This is a genomic window from Streptomyces natalensis ATCC 27448, from assembly GCF_000935125.1.
GTDB lineage: Bacteria > Actinomycetota > Actinomycetes > Streptomycetales > Streptomycetaceae > Streptomyces > Streptomyces natalensis.
The window spans coordinates 178,925-196,101 of the sequence record NZ_JRKI01000009.1 but is presented as its reverse complement, the minus strand read 5'-3'; the positions used below and the strand labels follow the sequence as shown (position 1 = coordinate 196,101).

15 protein-coding genes are annotated in these 17,177 nt (G+C 72.4%); 7 read left to right on the top strand and 8 right to left on the bottom strand.

The genetic code is table 11. From position 1 onward, the window contains the following. Positions 1–175 precede the first annotated feature (175 nt). Together SNA_RS07575 and SNA_RS07570 are read left to right on the top strand one after the other, a co-directional pair. On the top strand, positions 176–1,096 hold the full coding sequence (locus tag SNA_RS07575; RefSeq protein WP_030068423.1) for an SGNH/GDSL hydrolase family protein: 921 nt from the start codon (positions 176–178) through the stop codon (positions 1,094–1,096). Between the two features lie 349 nt (positions 1,097–1,445). Further along, entirely contained in the window at positions 1,446–2,153 is a 708-nt protein-coding gene (locus SNA_RS07570) for a DUF4097 family beta strand repeat-containing protein (RefSeq protein ID WP_030068424.1), read from the top strand. Between the two features lie 43 nt (positions 2,154–2,196). On the opposite strand, the gene SNA_RS07565 is transcribed toward SNA_RS07570, so the two are convergent. Next, positions 2,197–4,950 (bottom strand): beta-glucosidase, encoded by a 2,754-nt coding sequence (locus SNA_RS07565; RefSeq protein WP_030068425.1) that lies wholly within the window; start codon positions 4,948–4,950, stop codon positions 2,197–2,199. Between the two features lie 282 nt (positions 4,951–5,232). On the opposite strand from SNA_RS07565, the gene SNA_RS07560 reads away from it, so the two are divergent. Together SNA_RS07560 and SNA_RS38195 are read left to right on the top strand one after the other, a co-directional pair. Next, positions 5,233–5,859 (top strand): TetR/AcrR family transcriptional regulator, encoded by a 627-nt coding sequence (locus SNA_RS07560; RefSeq protein WP_037791982.1) that lies wholly within the window; start codon positions 5,233–5,235, stop codon positions 5,857–5,859. A gap of 56 nt (positions 5,860–5,915) precedes the next feature. Further along, entirely contained in the window at positions 5,916–7,304 is a 1,389-nt protein-coding gene (locus SNA_RS38195) for a nitrilase-related carbon-nitrogen hydrolase (protein WP_030068427.1), read from the top strand. A 49-nt stretch (positions 7,305–7,353) separates the two neighbouring features. On the opposite strand, the gene rbsK is transcribed toward SNA_RS38195, so the two are convergent. The 4 genes from rbsK to SNA_RS07535 all read right to left on the bottom strand — a co-directional run bounded on the left by rbsK (position 7,354) and on the right by SNA_RS07535 (position 11,480). After that, complete coding sequence (gene rbsK / locus SNA_RS07550; protein WP_030068428.1) at positions 7,354–8,289, bottom strand: ribokinase; 936 nt, start codon at positions 8,287–8,289, stop codon at positions 7,354–7,356. Between the two features lie 345 nt (positions 8,290–8,634). Next, positions 8,635–9,639, bottom strand: coding sequence for a LacI family DNA-binding transcriptional regulator (locus SNA_RS07545; RefSeq protein ID WP_030068429.1), 1,005 nt, complete (start codon positions 9,637–9,639; stop codon positions 8,635–8,637). A 291-nt stretch (positions 9,640–9,930) separates the two neighbouring features. Continuing rightward, entirely contained in the window at positions 9,931–10,359 is a 429-nt protein-coding gene (locus tag SNA_RS07540) for an organic hydroperoxide resistance protein (protein ID WP_030068430.1), read from the bottom strand. Between the two features lie 104 nt (positions 10,360–10,463). Continuing rightward, positions 10,464–11,480, bottom strand: coding sequence for an NADP-dependent oxidoreductase (locus tag SNA_RS07535; RefSeq protein WP_030068431.1), 1,017 nt, complete (start codon positions 11,478–11,480; stop codon positions 10,464–10,466). A 124-nt stretch (positions 11,481–11,604) separates the two neighbouring features. Here SNA_RS07535 and SNA_RS07530 point away from each other — a divergent pair, with 124 nt between their 5' ends. Beyond that, the gene (locus tag SNA_RS07530; protein WP_030068432.1) at positions 11,605–12,057 is read left to right on the top strand and encodes a MarR family winged helix-turn-helix transcriptional regulator; all 453 of its coding nucleotides are present in this window, start codon (positions 11,605–11,607) and stop codon (positions 12,055–12,057) included. 91 nt (positions 12,058–12,148) lie between these two features. Next, entirely contained in the window at positions 12,149–12,772 is a 624-nt protein-coding gene (locus SNA_RS07525; protein WP_030068433.1) for a mycothiol-dependent nitroreductase Rv2466c family protein, read from the top strand. 27 nt (positions 12,773–12,799) lie between these two features. Here the strand turns inward: SNA_RS07525 and SNA_RS07520 are convergent, their stop codons facing one another. Continuing rightward, positions 12,800–14,422 (bottom strand): MFS transporter, encoded by a 1,623-nt coding sequence (locus SNA_RS07520; protein WP_078969765.1) that lies wholly within the window; start codon positions 14,420–14,422, stop codon positions 12,800–12,802. Positions 14,423–14,592: 170 nt separating this feature from the next. On the opposite strand from SNA_RS07520, the gene SNA_RS07515 reads away from it, so the two are divergent. Continuing rightward, the gene (locus SNA_RS07515) at positions 14,593–15,537 is read left to right on the top strand and encodes a TetR/AcrR family transcriptional regulator C-terminal domain-containing protein (RefSeq protein ID WP_030068435.1); all 945 of its coding nucleotides are present in this window, start codon (positions 14,593–14,595) and stop codon (positions 15,535–15,537) included. Between the two features lie 72 nt (positions 15,538–15,609). On the opposite strand, the gene SNA_RS07510 is transcribed toward SNA_RS07515, so the two are convergent. Next, complete coding sequence (locus tag SNA_RS07510; protein ID WP_044363916.1) at positions 15,610–16,851, bottom strand: PucR-like N-terminal domain-containing protein; 1,242 nt, start codon at positions 16,849–16,851, stop codon at positions 15,610–15,612. Positions 16,852–16,882: 31 nt separating this feature from the next. Beyond that, positions 16,883–17,029 (bottom strand): hypothetical protein, encoded by a 147-nt coding sequence (locus SNA_RS43115; protein ID WP_198534995.1) that lies wholly within the window; start codon positions 17,027–17,029, stop codon positions 16,883–16,885. Positions 17,030–17,177: the final 148 nt, after the last annotated feature.

Sequence of the window (17,177 nt, the reverse complement as noted above, 5' to 3'; positions counted from 1 at the left end):
TTGCCGCAAATGGGACAGGAAATGACGTGATGTAATTTATCTGTGCCGACTGCATGTGCCACTTTGCGTCACCGCCCGGCAGGCACGGGGCAAAGCTACCGCGCGGTGCCGGTCGGGGGGTGACGTACCGTCGGTACCCGAAGAGATATCACTCGCACGCCGGAGGGGACAGGGGATGACGCGGATCGACCGGCCCTTTCGCCCTCGGCACCGGTTGCGCACCGGCCTCGCCTCCCGTGCCGCGGCCGTCGTCGGCGCCCTGACGCTCGCCCTCGCCGGATGCGGCTCCGGCGGCTCCGCCGGCCCCCGTCCCGGCCCGTCCACCCAACGCCCCGCCGCCAAGGCGGGACCGGTCTGGCGCACCCATCCCGGCTCCCTCGCGGCGCTCGGCGACTCCATCACCGTCGGCTTCGACGCCTGCACGGTGCTCTCCGACTGCCCCGAGGTCTCCTGGGCCACCGGCACCAACCCCAAGGTCGAGAGCCTGGCCCGCCGGCTCGTACGGAACCCGGCCGCCCACAGCTGGAACTACGCCCGCACCGGCGCCCTGATGAGCGAACTGCCCGACCAGATCGAGGCCGCCGCCCGCCACCGGCCCGAGCTGGTCACGATCCTGATCGGCGCCAACGACGCCTGCCGCAGCGACGTACGGGCGATGACGCCGACCAAGGTGTTCCGCGCCGACTTCGCCCGCGCGATGAAGCAGCTGCGGCGCGCCCTGCCGCACACCCAGGTGTATGTCGCCGCGGTGCCGGATCTGCTGCGGCTGTGGTCGGAGGGGCGCAAGAACACGCTGGGCAAGCAGGTGTGGAAGCTGGGGATCTGCGGGTCGATGCTCCGCGATCCGGACGATCTGACGTGGACGGCGGAGCAGCGGCGCGAGACGGTACGCGGCCGGGTGATGGCCTACAACCGGGCGTTGGCGCGGGTGTGCCGCGAGGACGCGCTGTGCCGGTTCGACGGGTCGGTCTTCGACTACCGCTTCACGGACCGCCAGCTGAGCACGTGGGACTGGTTCCACCCGGGCCTGCACGGCCAGCGCGAGCTGGCGGAGCTGGCGTTCCGCACCATCACCCGCGTTTCCTCCCGCAGCTGACGGTCTGCCGGGCAGCGGAGGGGCTTGGGGGAAGCGGCTGCTCCTCGGGGGAAAGTGGCTGGTCGGAGGTGGTCGTCCCGGAGCCGACCGGCGGTTTCCGGCCCTCATACCCCGATGTGCGGACCGGGAGATCCCTTAGGGGTACGGGGGCTCGGATTCATCCCGAATGGTGACGCGGAAGGGGTGAGGGAGGCCGGATCATGAAGCACGAGGCGCGAAGCACGAAGCACGCAAGGTTCCCCAACTGCCTTACCGGCTTCCGCGCTGACCGCCCCTCTGACCGCCTCTCTGACCGACTTTCTGACCGACCGACCTACCGACTCATCACTGCCTCGGGAGATATTTCGTCATGGCCCGCCTCCGCTCCTTCCCCCTCGTTGTGTTCGGCGCCGCACTGGCGGTGGGCGGATCGCTGACCGCTTGCTCGGCGTTCGGTCCGACGCAGAGGGCGCAGCGTACGTACACCGTGGACGACAAGATCACGGCCCTGACGGCGACGACGCACGGCGGGAACATCGAGATCGTGCCGATAGCGGCGGGCGGCAAGGTCAAGGTGACGGAGAAGTACGAGTACAACGACACCAAGCCGCACCCCGCGCACACGGTCGAGAACGGCCGGCTCACCCTCGAAGCTGCGGACTGCTCGGGCTCCGGGGAGCGGTGTTCGGTGGCCTATCGGGTGCTGCTGCCGCGCAAGGCATCGGTCGATCTGCACACCAGCGGCGGGGACATCACGGTGCGCGGCACCTCGGGTGCCATATCGGCCGAGACCAGCGGCGGTGACGTCACGGTCGCGGACTCCACCGCGCGCACGGCGGAGGTGAAGACCAGCGGCGGGGATGTCGACGTCACCATGGCCTCGGCGCCCGACAAGCTGTCGGGCCAGACCAGCGGGGGTGACGTCACCATCCGCCTGCCGAAGACCTCGTACGCGGTGGATGCCTCGACCAGCGGCGGCACCCGCAAGGTCTCGGTACCCACGGACGGCGGCTCGGCCCACAAGATCACGGCGCGGACGAGCGGCGGGGATGTGTCGGTGGAGCCGGCGACCTCCTGAGGGCGGGGACGGGCATGGCGTGGGGGAAGGGGGTGAGTCGGCGTCAGATGGCGGTGACCTCTGCGGTCAGGCGGCGGTCGGCGAGGCTGTGTGCGGCCTCGACGATGTAGTCGCCCTGGACGCGGTGCCAGCGGCCGGTCTGTTCGCTCCCCTGTGCTTCGTCTCCGTTCGCTGCCGCGCCCTCCGAAGAGGAGCTCCAGACCTCGAAGGCGCGGGCCGGTAGCGGGATCTCGACCTCCGCACTCTCGCCGGGCCCGGCCTCGACGGTGGCGAACCCGGCGAGCCAGCGGGCCGCGCGCCCGACGGCGGCCGGATCCTTGGGGGCGGCCGGATCCTTGGGGGCGAGGTAGATCTGGACGACCTCGCGGCCGGTGCGCTGCCCCGCGTTACGGAGCCGGACCCGTACCGAGTCGGGGGTGGTGTCCAGCGACTCGTACTCCCAGTCGGTGTAACCGAGTCCGTGCCCGAAGACGTAGGCGGGCGCCGGGGCGGGGCCCCGGTGCCAGGCCCGGTAGCCGATGAACACCCCTTCCGCGTACTCCAGCCGCCCCTCCGTCGGAGTGACCCCACTGACCGGCGCGTCCTCCAGGCGGGCCGGCCAGGTGGTGGGGAGGCGGCCGCCGGGTTCCCGGGCGCCGAGGAGGACATCGGCGAGCGCGCCGCCCGCTTCCTGGCCGGGGAACCAGGTCAGCAGGACGGCCGGGACCCGCTCGCGCCAGGGCAGTTCCACCGGGGAGCCGGCGTTGACGACCACGACGGTGCGCGGGTTGGCGGCGGCGACCCGGGTGACGAGTTCGTCCTGACGGCCGGGGAGCCTGAGGTCCGTACGGTCGAAGCCCTCGGACTCGACCTCGTCCGTCGTGGCGACGACGACGATCGCGACATCGGCCGCGGCCGCCGCGCGCACCGCCTCGTCGAGTTCGGCGTCCGGATCGCGCTGCGCTTCGCGGTGTCCGAGGGTGAAGTTCAGGGCGGCCGTGTTCTCGCCGATGCCGGTGCTGCGGGGGACGTAGCGCAGGGTCACCTCGGTCGGCTCGTGCGCGCTGAGCGGTACGGACACCCGTCGTTCCACCGGATGCAAGAGGCTGTCGAACGGGTCGCTGCCGGCGGGTGCGCAGTACTCGTCGAAGACGACCGTACCGCCGACCGTCAGGCGCAGGGCGCCGGTGCCGGAGACGGCGAAGGTGTGGCTGCCGGTGTTCTGCGGGGTGAAGGTGCCGGTGAGTTCGACGGCGTGCAGGTGCTGCGGGGTGACGCCCTCGGGGAAGCTCCCGACGACATGCACCATGCCGTCGAACTGCGGCGTTTCGGCGAGGAGCCGGCCGTCCTCGGCGAGGTAGCGGGCGCGGAGGGTAAAGCCGTCGCGCGCCTGCGGGATGCGGGTACGGGGGTCGGCGCCGAGGGCGAAGGTGACCTCGACGTCGGCGGGCAGCGCGGCGCGCAGGCCCTCCAGCGGGGAGACGATCCGGTGCGGGAAGACGGTCGCGGATCCGCCGCCGAGGACCCGGGCGTCGCGGGCGGCCGCCCCGATGACGGCGACCTTGCGGAGTGCGGTGGGGTCGAGGGGAAGGATGCCGGGGCGCGCACTGCCGCCCACCGGGTGGGCGGGCGCGGCCGTCGGCGGTGCATAGGCCGGCGCGGCAGTCGCATCGCCCGGCGTTCCGTTCGTCGGCTGCTGGGCCGCGGCATCCGGTGCGTCGTGTGCGGAACGTGTGGCCGCCTCGTGCGTCGGCTCGTTGCGCAGGAGGACGAAGGCGCGGCCGGCGAGGTCGCGGGCCAGGGCCGGGCCGTCGATTCCCCCGGGGACCTCGTCGGGAGCGACGGCGGCCGGGGCGTCCTCCAGGCAGCCGGTGCGGGCGGCCAGCCGCAGCACGCGGCGGACCGCGTCGTCCACCTCCGCCTCGGTCACCGCGCCGGCGCGGACCGCGTCGGCGAGCGGAGCGCCGTAGACGGTACGGGGGCCGGGCATCGCCACGTCGAGGCCGCCGCGCAGCGCGCGCACCGTATGGCGGGCGGCCGTCCAGTCGGAGACGTTGCAGCCGTCGAAGCCCCATGCGCCGCGCAGGACGTCGCGTACGAGGTGCCGGTGCTCGGTCATGGTGGAGCCGTTGACCTGGTTGTAGGCCGTCATGATGCCCCAGGGGCGGGCGTGGCGGACGATGTGTTCGAAGGGCGCGAGGTAGAGCTCGTGCAGGGGGCGGGCGGCAATGCGGTTGTCGACGGTGAAGCGGTCGGTCTCGGCGTCGTTGCCGACGAAGTGTTTGACGGTGGTGCCGACGCCGCCCTCCTGGACGCCGCGTACGTACCCGGCGCCGATCGCGCCGGTGAGGAGCGGATCCTCCGAGTAGCACTCGAAATGGCGGCCGCCCAGCGGCGAGCGGTGCAGATTGACGGTCGGCGCGAGGAGGACGTGGACACCCTTGCGGCGGGCCTCCTGAGCGAGCAGGTGCCCGGCCCGGCGGGCCAGTTCGGGGTCCCAGGTGGCGGCCAGTGCGGTGGGGCTGGGCAGGGCGACGGAGGGGTCCGCGGCGCTCCAGTGGCGGCCCCGTACGCCGATCGGTCCGTCCGACATCACCAGCGACTTCAGACCGATCTCCGGTACGGCGGGCAGGGTCCACATGTCCTGGCCGGAGAGCAGCCGCGCCTTGGTGTCGAGGTCGAGCGCGGCGAGGGCCCGGTCCACGGCCTGTTCCCGCTCCCACTCCCCGGCATGCTCCGCTTGCCGCCCCGGTGACGTTTCGGACGGCAGCACCGTCGCCTGCTCCGGTGCCGCGGTGCGGTCGAACGGGTCGGTCATGCGGCTCTCCCTGAGTGAATGGACGACGAGGCCCTGCCGGCGAATGCCCGGCGCATCCCGCGCGAGGGGATCCGGGGCCGGGCGCGGGGTCCCGGGCCGGACGGGGGGATCCGATCACGGATCCCCAGCCGCGCATCCCCGGCGAACCCCTCTCCGACACATCTGGCCGAATCCTTACCCCTCCCTACCCACTTCGCCGGGCAAGCAGTAGGTGAAGTATCCATTCCGTTATCTTCATACGCTGTCATATGAGCTCTTACCTCAGGGAGTTACCCTCTGCCGATGACTGCACAAGATCACGGCGCGCGGCCGAGTGGCGGGCGGCAGGCGCAGCGCGCGGAGCGGCGGGCGGCGATCCTGGAGGCGGCCATGGAGCTCATCGCCGAGCGTGGCTATCGCCGTACCTCGCTCGCCGCGGTGGCCGAGCGTGCCGGGCTCAGTCAGCAGGGGCTGCTGCACCACTTCCCCACCAAAGAACATCTGCTGGTTGCCGTCCTGGAGGCGCGCGACCGCTGGGATCTGGCCAGTTCGGCCGCGGCGGGCCCCGGCAGCCTGGGCACCGACACGCTGGCCCAGCTGGTCGACTACAACGCCACCCGCCCCGGCATCGTCCAGACGTACACGGTGCTGTCCGCCGACAGCGTCACCGAGGACCATCCCGCCCGCGCCTTCTTCGAGTCCCGCTTCCGCGCCGTACGGGAGGCGATGGCGGTGGCGCTGCGCGCGGAGTTCGGCGAGTCGCTGCCCGGCGGCCTGACGCCGGAACGGGCGGCGCCGCTGCTGGTCGCCGTCATGGACGGGTTGCAGTTGCAGTGGCTGCTGGATCCGGAACAGGTGGACATGCCCGCGGCGTTCCGGGATTTCGTGGCGCTGCTCGCCCCCGCCACCGGGCGGCGGGGCGAGGACTGACGGACGAACGGCCGCCCTGCACAGCCGTCTCCCGTACCCAGGGGCATCATGGCCCCATGATCATTGCTGCCGCACAATTCACCCCCGTACGGGGCGATATCGATGCCAACGCCGCGCAGATGGCCGCGCTCATCGCCGAGGCCGCCAGGAGGGGTGCCGGGCTGGTGGTTTTCGCCGAGCTGGCGCTGACGCAGTACGACCTGCCGGGGATAGCCGGCGATCCGGAGAAGATGACGGTCACTCATGACGACGCCCGGCTCGCGCCCGTACGGGAGGTCTGCCGGGCGGCGGGCGTCGCGGCGGTGGTGAATGCGGCGGGGCGGACGGCCGAGGGGGCGGCGCCGGGGATCGCCTCGTTCGTCTACGGGCCGGACGGCGCGTTGCTCACGCGCTATGACAAACGGCATCTGTACGGGGACGAGAACGCGGTCTTCGCGGCGGGTTCGGCGGACGGCCGGTTCACGCTGGGCGGGGTGCGGTTCGCGCTGGCCACCTGCTTCGACACCAGCTTTCCGCAGGTCGCGCAGCGGGCGGTGGCGGACGGGTGCCGGGTGTATCTGGCCAGTTCGTTCCATGGTGTGCCCGAGCGGGTGGCGCGGTATGCGGAGCTGGCGCGGGACAACGGGCTGCATGTGCTGCTCGCCAACGGGGCCGGTGTGGGCAGCGTCGGTGCGGCGTGCGGGGGCAGCGCGGCGTGGCTGCCCAGTGGGGAGCGAGTGGCGGCGGCCGGGGCGGAGGGTGGCCCGGAACTGGTGCTGACGGATGTGCGGGACCGGATCACGGTGCTGGCGGATCCGGAGGTCGCCGCGGTTCCGGTGCGGGAGTGCGGCGAAGCCCTGGTGGACGTACGGGAGGCGGCGCCCGCGCTGCTCGTGGCCGATGCGCGCGGCGATGAGCGGGGCGCTCATACCCGTCTGCGCGAGGGGGTGGTGCGGCGGCTGCTGGCGGCACAGGAGGCGCTGCCGGACGGGCTGCGGCTGGAGTTCGTGGAGGGTTACCGGCCACCGGCGTTGCAGCGGCGGTATTTCGAGGAGTACGCGGAGGGGCTGCGGGCCGCGCACCCCGACTGGGACGCCGCACGGGTCCGTCGGGCCGCCAGTCGGTATGTCTCGCCGCCTGAGGTCGCGCCGCACAGCACGGGCGGGGCGGTGGATCTGACCCTGGTCACGGCGGACGGGGAGTATGTCGACATGGGGACACCGGTCGATGCGTCTCCGGAGGAGAGCGACGGCGCCTGTTACACCGGTGCACCGGGGCTGACGCCCGCCGCCCGCGCCAACCGCCGGGTCCTGAGCGCCGCACTGTCGGCCGCGGGACTGGTCAACTATCCGACCGAGTGGTGGCACTGGTCGTACGGGGACCGCTATTGGGCGCTGATGACCGGTGCGGAGGCGGCGGTGTACGGGCCCGAGGAACCGCACGGGCCCGAGGAGCCGGCTCGCTGAGCCCTGGGGACCGCGGGGCGCCGCCCCGGAGTGGGGCGGCGCCGGTGGCTCAGGCCCCGGAGAGGGCGTTCAGCTCGTCCAGGGTCGGATAGGACGGCTGGGCACCCGGCTTGGTGACGGCGGCGGCGCCGACGCGTACCGCGAAGCGCGCCGCCTCGGGGAGGGCGTCGCCGCGGGCCAGCCGGATGGCGAGGGCGCCGGTGAAGGCGTCGCCCGCGCCGGTGGTGTCCACAGCCTTGACCCGTACGCCCGGGACCTCGCTCACCCCGGAGCCGTCCAGCACCAGCGCACCCTCGCCGCCGAGCGTCACCACGACCGAGCGGGCGCCCTTCTCGCGCAGCGCCTGGGCCCACTCGCCCGGGGTGCCGTCGGTGAGCCCGGACAGCTGCCGCGCCTCGTGCTCGTTGACCACCAACGGGTCGGCGGCGGAGAGGAGTTCGGGTGCCAGGGCCGCCTCAGGGGCCGGGGAGGGGTTGAGTACGACGCGGGTGCCGGACTCCTCGGCGGCCGCGGCGGCGGCCCGTACCGACTCCATCGGGATCTCCAACTGGAGGGAGACCACCGCGGAGGCGGCGATGACGTCCTTGGCGGCGGCCACATCGGCCGGGGTGAGAGCGGCGTTGGCACCGGGCGAGACCACGATGCTGTTGTCGCCGTCCGGGCTGACGATGATCATCGCGGTGCCGGTGCGGGCGGTCTCGTCCACGATGACCGGCGTGGTGTCGGTGCCCGCCGCGCGCTGGGCGTCGAGCAACAGCTCACCGAACGCGTCACCGCCGACCCGCGCCAGCAGCGCGGTGCGCCCGCCGAGCCGGGCCGCGGCGGCCGCCTGGTTGGCGCCCTTGCCGCCGGCCGATTCGACCAGGTCCGTACCGAGCACGGTCTCGCCCGCGCCGGGCCGCCGCTCGACCCGTACGGTCAGATCGGCGTTGGCCGAGCCGACCACCAGGACGTCGTAGGCGGGGCCTTGCGCGGGGCCCTCCACGGGGCCGTCCGGCTGGGCTTCCGCATGGGGTTCTGTACGGCCTTTTGTACGGCCTTGCGCACGGCCTTGCGCACGGCCCTGTGCGTGGCCTTCGGTTCGGCCTTCGGTTTGGCCCTCGGTTTCGGTATGGACTTCCATCTGCCCTTCCATCTGCTCTTCTTCCCTTTCCTTCACCAGCTGGAATCCGTCATCGGCCGGCCCCGCCGGCGGTTGGTCTTGTTCGTCGTCTCTTCGTCGTCTTGTTCGTCGTCTTCTTCTTCGTCGTCTTCTTCGTCTTCTTCGTCGGGTGGTTCCGTTCCCGGTACCGGCGGATGCTGCTCGCCGCCATGTGGCTGCCCCGCCAGGTCAGCGGGCCGTGCGCGGCTCGCCGCAGGAGTGGCGGGTTACCAGGCGGGCCGGCAGCAGGACCGAGTCGGCGGGGCGGCGCTCGATGCGTTCCAGCAGGGTGTGGACGGCGACACGGCCCAGTTCGCGGGTGGGCTGGGCGATGACGGTCAGCGGCGGATCGGTGTGGGCGAACCACGGCACGTCGTCGTAGGAGACCAGCGCGACGTCGTCGGGGACGCGCAGCCCGCGCGCCTTGAGTTCGTCCATCGCGCCGAGGGCCATCAGGTTGTCGGTGGCAAGCACCATGTCGGGCCGCTGCGGCAGGTCGAGGAGGGCGCTCATCACCCGGCGGCCGCCGGTGTGCTGGAGATCGGGGGCGGCGCCGACGCGTTCGTCGGGCAGGTCGATGCCGTGGGCGGCCAAGGCGCCGCGGAAGAGGCCGAGGCGTTCCTCGCCGGTGGGGGTCCCGGCCGGGGCGACGATGATCGCGGGGCGGCGGCGGCCGAGGGCGGCGAGATGGGCGGCGAGGTCGGACATCGCGGCGCGGCCGTCGGCGCGTACGCAGGGGGCGTCGATACCGGGGACGCTGCGGTCGAGCAGGACCAGCGGGGTGCCGGAGCCGACGACCTCGGCGAGCATCGCCGAACCGGTCCCGGCGGAGCTGACCAGCAGGCCGTCGATACGGCGGTCGAGCAGGGTGCGGATGTAGTCGTCCTGCTGTGCGGGGCGCTCGCCGGCGTTGCCGATGACCAGGCTGTAGCCGAGGCTGCGGGCCTCGTCCTCGACGGCGTCGGCGAGCTCGGTGAAGAAGGGGTTGGTCAGATCGCTGATGATCAGCCCGAGCGCGCCGGTGCGGGCCGTGCGCAGGGCGCGGGCGACGTTGTTGGGGCGGTAGCCCAGCTCCTGTACGGCGGCGAGGACCCGCTCGCGCGTTGCGGCGACCGGACTGTGACCGTTGAGGACCCGCGAGACGGTGGCGACGGAGACCCCCGCCCGCTCTGCCACATCTTTGATGTTCGCCATGGCGCCGTTGCCGTCCTGTTCGTGCGGCCGACGGCCGCTTGTACGTGGCCGTGTTGTACGTGGCCCTGGCTGCGGTGCTTCGTGCAATCGATGCGTGTAATCGATTACGCGAGAGCTCTACGTAATCGATTACACGGTGGCGGCGTCAAGATGCGGCCACTATGGCCTGCGTCACATGGCGCGGGTTCGTTACGGCGGCCCATGTCAGCGGGTCCGGTACGGCGGCGCCCTTTCCTACGGCAACGGCCGAGGGCCGCACCCCGGTGGAGTGCGGCCCGTGTGGCGGATGCGTCAGGCGACGGTCAGCTTGACGTCGATGTTGCCGCGGGTGGCGTGGGAGTACGGGCAGACCTGGTGGGCCTTCTCCACCAGGGCCTTGGCGGTCTCCGCGTCGACGTTCGGGATCGAGGCGGAGATCTCGACCGTGAGGCCGAAGGCGCCCTCCGAGGTCTTGCCGATGCCGACCTTGGCGGTCACCCGGGACCCGGAGACATCCTGCTTCTCCTGGCGGGCGACGACGCTGAGCGCGCCCTGGAAGCAGGCGCTGTAGCCCGCCGCGAAGAGCTGCTCGGGGTTGGTGCCGGCGCCGCTGCCACCCTGCTCCTTGGGCGGGTTGACGACCACGTCGAGCTTGCCGTCATCGCTGGCGACGCGGCCGTCACGGCCGTTCTCCGCGGTGGCGACGGCGGTGTAGACGACGTCAACAGTCGGGATGGACATACACAATCCTCCAGTGATTCGCCGCGACTCGCGCCCACGGATCGCGACGGCCTGCCGCCGAGCCTAACGGGCGGGGGCAAGAGGGCGGCGGGACGGGGGCCGGGTCAGGTCAGGCTCACGACCATCTTTCCGGTGTTCTCGCCGCGGAGCATGCCGAGGAATGCCTCCACGCCGTTCTCGATGCCGGGTACGACGGTCTCGCTGTACTTGAGCTCGCCGGAGCGGATCCAGGTGGAGACCTCTTCGGCGAACTTCGGGTGGAGGGCGGAGTGGTCGCTCACCAGCAGGCCCTGCATCCGCAGGCGCTTGCCGATCACCATGGCGAGGTTGCGCGGGGCGGGGCTGGGCTCGGTGGCGTTGTACATCGAGATCATTCCGCAGACGGCGATGCGGCCGTGGACGTTGAGGGCCGAGATGGCCGCCTCAAGGTGGTCGCCGCCGACGTTGTCGAAGTAGACGTCGATGCCGTCGGGCGCGGCCTCCTTCAGCTGCTGGGCGACATCGCCGTTCTTGTAGTTGAAGGCGGCGTCGAAGCCGTACTCCTCCACCAGGAGCTTGACCTTCTCGTCGGAGCCGGCCGAGCCGATGACGCGGGAGGCGCCCTTGAGCCGGGCGATCTGGCCGACCTCGCTGCCCACCGCGCCGGCCGCGCCGGAGACGAACACGACGTCGCCCTCCTTGAAGGACGCCACCTCCAGCAGGCCCGCGTATGCGGTCAGCCCCGGCATGCCCAGGACGCCGAGGTAGGCGGTGGGTGAGGCCAGCGACGGGTCGACCTTGGTGGCGTGCCGGGCGTCCAGGACCGCGTACTCGCGCCAGCCCAGGGCGTGCAGCACATGGTCGCCGACGGCGATGTCGTCGGCGCGCGAGGCGATGACCTCGCCGACCGCGCCGCCGTCCATCGGCCGGTCCAGCTGGAACGGCGGGACGTAGGACTTCACGTCGTTCATCCGGCCGCGCATGTACGGGTCGACGGAGAAGGCCTGGTTGCGGACGAGGATCTGGCCCTCGCCGACCTCGGGGACCGCGGTCTCGCGCAGCGCGAAGTCAGCGGGGGTGGGCCAGCCGTGCGGGCGGGCGACGAGGTGCCATTCGCGGCCGGTTGCGGGCAGTGCGGACATGAGCGCGATCCTCCAGCTTGCTTCGGCCCGAATACCTCGGGCCCAACACGTCAATACTTCAGGTGATGAAACAATGATGCCCCTCGATATTTCATGTTGTCAAGCAATTGGGTATCCTGGTGGCATGACAGCGCGCGCAGACTCCTTGACCGTCGAGGTCGTCGACCTGATCGGCACCGTCGTCGCCCGTTACTACGAGGAGTACGAGCATGCCGCGGCCGAGCACTCCCTCACCGGGGCGCAGGCGCGGGTGCTGAGCCTGCTCACCGTGGAGCCGCTCCCCATGCGCAAGGTCGCCGAGCGGCTCAAGTGCGAGCCGTCCAATGTCACCGGGATCGTGGACCGCCTGGAGTCCCGCGGCCTGGTGGAGCGCCGTCCCGACCCCGCCGACCGCCGCATCAAGCTGGCCGCCCCGACCGCCGAGGGCGCCCGTACGGCCGAACGGCTGCGCACCTCCCTGGACTTCGCACGCGAACCGCTGGGCCAGCTGACCGTCGCCGAGCGCACCCTGCTCAAGCAGCTGCTCCAGCGGATGCTGGGCATGGCGCCGCCTCCCGACAGTCCGGCCGCGGGCTGAGCCGCGGCCCGCGTCCCGGGGAAGTGGCCCAGGAAAAAGAGGGGTGAATGTCCCAGGTGGCCGGGCCGGTCGGCCCTCTAACCTGATCCCTATGACGTCCCAGAATCCCGCCCGTCACACCGTCGACTTCTACTTCGACCCCATCTGCCCGTTCGCCTGGATCTCCTCCCGCTGGATCCTGGAGGTCGAGCGTCACCGTGACCTGGACCTGCGGTTCCGGGTGATGAGCCTGTCGGTGCTCAACGAGGGGCGCGAGGACCTGCCCCAGAGGTACCGCGAGCTGCTGGATGCGGGCTGGGGCCCGGTGCGGGTGTGCATTGCGGCCGCCCAGGAGCACGGCGAGGAGGTGCTGCGCGATCTGTACACCGCGCTCGGCACCCGTATCCACAACGACGGCCGCGAGGACACCGCGACCGTCATCGAGGAGGCGCTGGCCGAGGCCGGGCTGCCGGCGGAGCTGGCCCGCGCGGCCGGCAGCGACGCGTACGACGATGCGCTGCGCAAGAGCCACCACCAGGGGATGGACCCGGTCGGCGAGGACGTCGGCACCCCAACGATCCATATCGACGGCGTCGCGTTCTTCGGCCCGGTCCTGATGGCCATTCCGCGGGGCGAGGAGGCGGTACGGGTCTTCGACGGCGCCCGCCTCCTGGCCGGTTACGACAAGTTCTTCGAGCTGAAGCGGACGCGGACCGGGGAGTTCGACTTCAGCTGACGGCCGGAGGCGATCGGCGGCCCGGCCTCACCCCAAGGGCGCGGCGCCGGCCGGATCCGTAACGGGCGCCTCCCGCTCGGCACCCCGTTCGGCGCCCTCCCGATCGCCCCCCTCCGGCTCCGCCGTCCCCATCCGCACGCCCCGCAACAGCGCCACCGCCAGCACCGCAGCGCACACCATCACGCCCGCCGCGGCCAGCACCGCCGACTGGAGCCCGTCGGTGAAGGCCGCGCGGGCCGATGTCAGCAGGGCCCGGCCCGCCCGGCCCGGCAGATGGCCGGCCACCGCCACGGCGCCCGCCAGCGTCTCGTGCACCGCATCCGCCGCCCCCGAGGGCAGCCCGGCGGGCAGCGCACCGTCCATGTCCCCCCGGTAGACGGCGCTGCCGAGGCTCCCCAGCAGCGCCATCCCCAGCGCACCGCCCAGCTCCGTACCCGACTCCAGCACCGCCGAGGCGGACCCGGCCCGCTCCGGCGGGGCGACGCCGAGGGCCAGCTCGTTGCCCAGCGACATCACCATCACCAGGCCCGAGGCGTAGACGGAGGAGGCGACCAGCACGAACCACAGGGCCGAGTGCGGCTCCAGCCAGGACAGCCAGAAGAAGCCGCAGGCCGCGATGACGAATCCCAGGGCGATGACGTACCCCCGGTCCATCCGCCGGGCGAGCGCGGCGCCCGCGGCCGCCGTGCCGCCCACGGCAAGGGTCGGCAGCAGGTTCCACAGCGCCGCCTCCAGGGGGCGCATGCCCCGTACGGACTGGAGGTACTGGGTGAAGAACACCGCGCAGCCGACGACGGCGAACATCGCCAGCAGGTTCATCAGCACCGAGAGGCTGAACCCGCGGTGGCGGAGGAGTTCCAGGTCGAGCATCGGGTGGCGGGCGGTGCGCTGGCGGCGGACGAAGGCCGCGCCGGCCAGCAGGCCGACGGCGAGGGCGAGGAGCGGCGGGGCGGACAGGCCGTTGCGGGCGAGGTCCTTGATGCCGTAGACGACCGGCAGCATGGCGAGCAGCGACAGCAGGGAGCCGGGCAGATCGAAGCGGCCGGCGGCCGGGTTCTTGAACTCGGGGAGCAACAGCGGCCCGCAGATCAACAGCAGTGCCATCGCCGGGGTGTTGATGAGGAACACCGAGCCCCACCAGAAGTGTTCCAGCAGCGCGCCGCTGAGCACGGGGCCGACGGCGATCCCGCCCGTTATCGCCACCGACCAGATGGCGACGGCCTTGCCGCGCTGTGTGGCGTCGCGGAAGAGGTTGCGGATCAGGGCGAGGGTGGACGGCATCAGGGTCGCACCGGCCACGCCGAGCAACGCCCGTGCGGCGATGAGGGTTTCGGCACTCTGTGCGTAGGCGGCGAGGACGGAGGCGAGGCCGAAGAGGAGGGCGCCGGAGATCAGCAGCCGGCGGCGGCCGATGCGGTCGCCCAGCGCGCCCATGGTGATCAGGAGGCCGGCCAGGACGAAGCCGTAGACGTCCAGGATCCACAGTTGCTGGACGCTGCTGGGCTTGAGCTCCTGGGTCAGGAACGGCACGGCGAAGTAGAGCACCGAGACGTCCATGGAGACCAGCAGGCAGGGCAGCAGGAGGACGCCGAGGGCGGTCCATTCGCGGCGGCCCGCCCGGGGTGCGGATGTGTACGGAGTAAACGTCATGGTGGACACGGTAAGCATGCGCCGCTTACGGCGCAAACAGCAGGCAGGGAAAGGGAGTTAGGGGTACGTCACACTAGTGCACTGGCCCTCGGCAAAGGCGGTCCGGCACCCCCGCTGCTACGCTCACCGCAGCCGCATATCCCCTGGTGCACTAGTACGGAGGTCGCCCCGTGGAGCCGTCCGCCCCGCCGCCCTACCGCCGGATCGTCGCGGAGATCCGGCGCCGTATCGACGCCGGCGAGCTGGGCCCGGGGGACCGGGTGCCCTCGACGCGGCGGATCACCAAGGAGTGGGGCGTGGCGATGGCGACCGCCACCAAGGTGCTGACGACGCTGCGTCAGGAGGGGGTCGTACGGGCCGTGCCGGGCGTGGGGACGGTCGTGGCCGAACCGCCGCGCACCCCGCGCGCCGAACCGCCGCGTGAGCGCCGCCCCCGGGAGACCGACACGGGGCTGAGCCGCGAACGCGTCGTGCGGGCCGCGGTCAAGGTGGCCGATGCCGAGGGGCTGCGGGCGGTGTCGATGCGGCGGGTGGCCGCGGAGTTCGGGGCGTCCTCGATGGCGCTGTACCGGCATGTGGCCGGTAAGGACGAGCTGGTGGTGCTGATGGCGGACGCGGCGTTCGCCGAGGTCGAGCTGCCCGAACCGGCGCCGGAGGGCTGGCGGGAGCGCATGGAGGCGGGGGCTCGGCTGCAATGGGCGCTCTATCAGCGGCATCCGTGGCTGGCGCAGTATCTGTCGATCACCCGGCCGCAGCCGATGCCGCGGGCGATGGCCCTGATCGAGTGGACGATGGCGCGGGTGGCGGGGATGGACCCGGTGACGCTGATCCACATGGCGATGACGCTGCTGGGCTTCGTGCTGTCCACGGCCGCCGGGCTGGAGGACGAGCTGGAGGCCCAGCAGGAGACCGGAATGGACCAGGACCAGTGGATGGCGGCGATGGAGCCGGCCTTCGAGGGGATCCTCAGGTCCGGTACGTATCCGATGTATGCGGGGGTCGACGGGATCGAGGAGGACGTGGTGAACCTGGAGTCGCTCTTCGAGTTCGGGCTGGCGCGGCTGCTGGACGGGATGGAGGTGCTGGTCACGCGGATGGCGTCGGGCCGGGCGTGACCACCAGGTGCGGCACGGCGCTGCCGGGCGTGACCCGCTGGGCGCGGCACGCCGCAGCCGGGGCGAGGGGCGTCAGCCGAGTTCCCCCCGTAACCTCCGCGCCCGTAACACCAGTTCCAGCTCGAAGCGGCGGTCCGGGTCGTCCACCTCGGTGCCCCACAGCTCCCGTATCTGGCGCAGCCGGTAGCGGACGGTCTGCGGATGGACGCCGAGGCGGGCGGCGACGTCGGGGGCGCCGCCGCGGGTTTCCAGCCAGGCCAGGAGGGTTTCGGCGAGGCGGCGGGCGTGGGTGGGGCCGCAGCGGGCGAGGGGGGCGAGGCGGCGGCGGGTGAGGTCCTCGATCAGTTCCTCGGGCGGCAGCAGAACCAGCGCCTCGGTGTGGTCGGTGCACTGCAACAGCTCGCCCGCGGGCAGCAGTCCGCGTTCCATGAGGTCGACCGCGGCCCCGGCCCAGCGCAGCGATTTGGCGGCGTCCAGCAGCGGTACGGCGGGCCCGATGGCGCCCGACCAGCCGGCCGCCGCGCGGGCCAGCAGGGCGCGGCGCCCGGGGGTGTCCGGTTCGGGGACCACCATCCGGGGCCGTTCGCCGTCCATGTCCAGCAGGACGTCGGAGGCGACGGCGGGGGCGACCGCCGCGCGGGCGGGGCGCAGCAGGACGGCGACGGCGACGCGTTCGGGCAGCGGCCAGCCGATGCGGGCGGCGCGTTCGGCGAGCGTGGCGTGCCGGCCGGCCGGCGCCGGTCCGCCGCGGCCGGGCCGGGACCGTATGCCGCGGGCCGCGAACAGCTGCTCCATCAGGCGGCGTTGCAGCCGCAGCCGCTCCCCGGCCTGGCGGGCGGCGGCCTCGGCGTAGCCGCGTACGGATGCGGCGACCAGTCCGTCGAGGTACTCGAAGCCCGATTCGGCCAGTTCGTACATGGCCGGTGCCGGGATGGCGACCTGCTGGCCGATCTCGGCGAGGCGGCGCCAGGCGAGTTTGACGCCGAGGCGGTAGATGGCCTGGAGGGCGTCCAGGCTGCGGCCCTGGATGCCCTCGTCGCGGCCGAACTCCTGGAAGACCTGGGGGTGGACATGCGGCCGGTCGAGGCCCTCGGTCATATGCGCGACGAAGTGTTCCAGCGACTGACGGATGCCGACGAGGGCGCGCGGTTCCCCGAACTCGTCCAGTACCAGGGGAAGTTGGGGGAATTCGCGGCGGATCTCGTGCAGGATGCCCTCGGCCAGTGCGGGCACCTCGCCCAGGGCGAGCGCGGCGAACCGGCGCACCTGTCGGGGCGGGACCTCCCGCCAGGCGGAGCGTACGGCGGTCACCATGGCCGGGCCTCCTCCGTCTGTCCGATGCGTCCTATGCGCCGGTACGGCCGAACGTCACCAGCGGCACATTGGGCTGCCGCGGGGCGGCATCCAGGGCGGCGACGACGGCCAGCGCGGCGCCGAGCGCGAGTGCGGCGGCGGCCAGGGCGGTCAGTGCGGCGGCGAGCAGTCGGTGCATGGCGCGGCGGCCCTTCGTCGATGCCGGGGACCATGGCCGGTCCCCGTCGGGGCTGGTACGGCACACGGCGCGGCCGCGGTGCGCGGGCATCGCGGCCGGCCCGGCGCCGCGTCCCACAGCGCGGCACACAGCAGTCGTGGCGACTGCC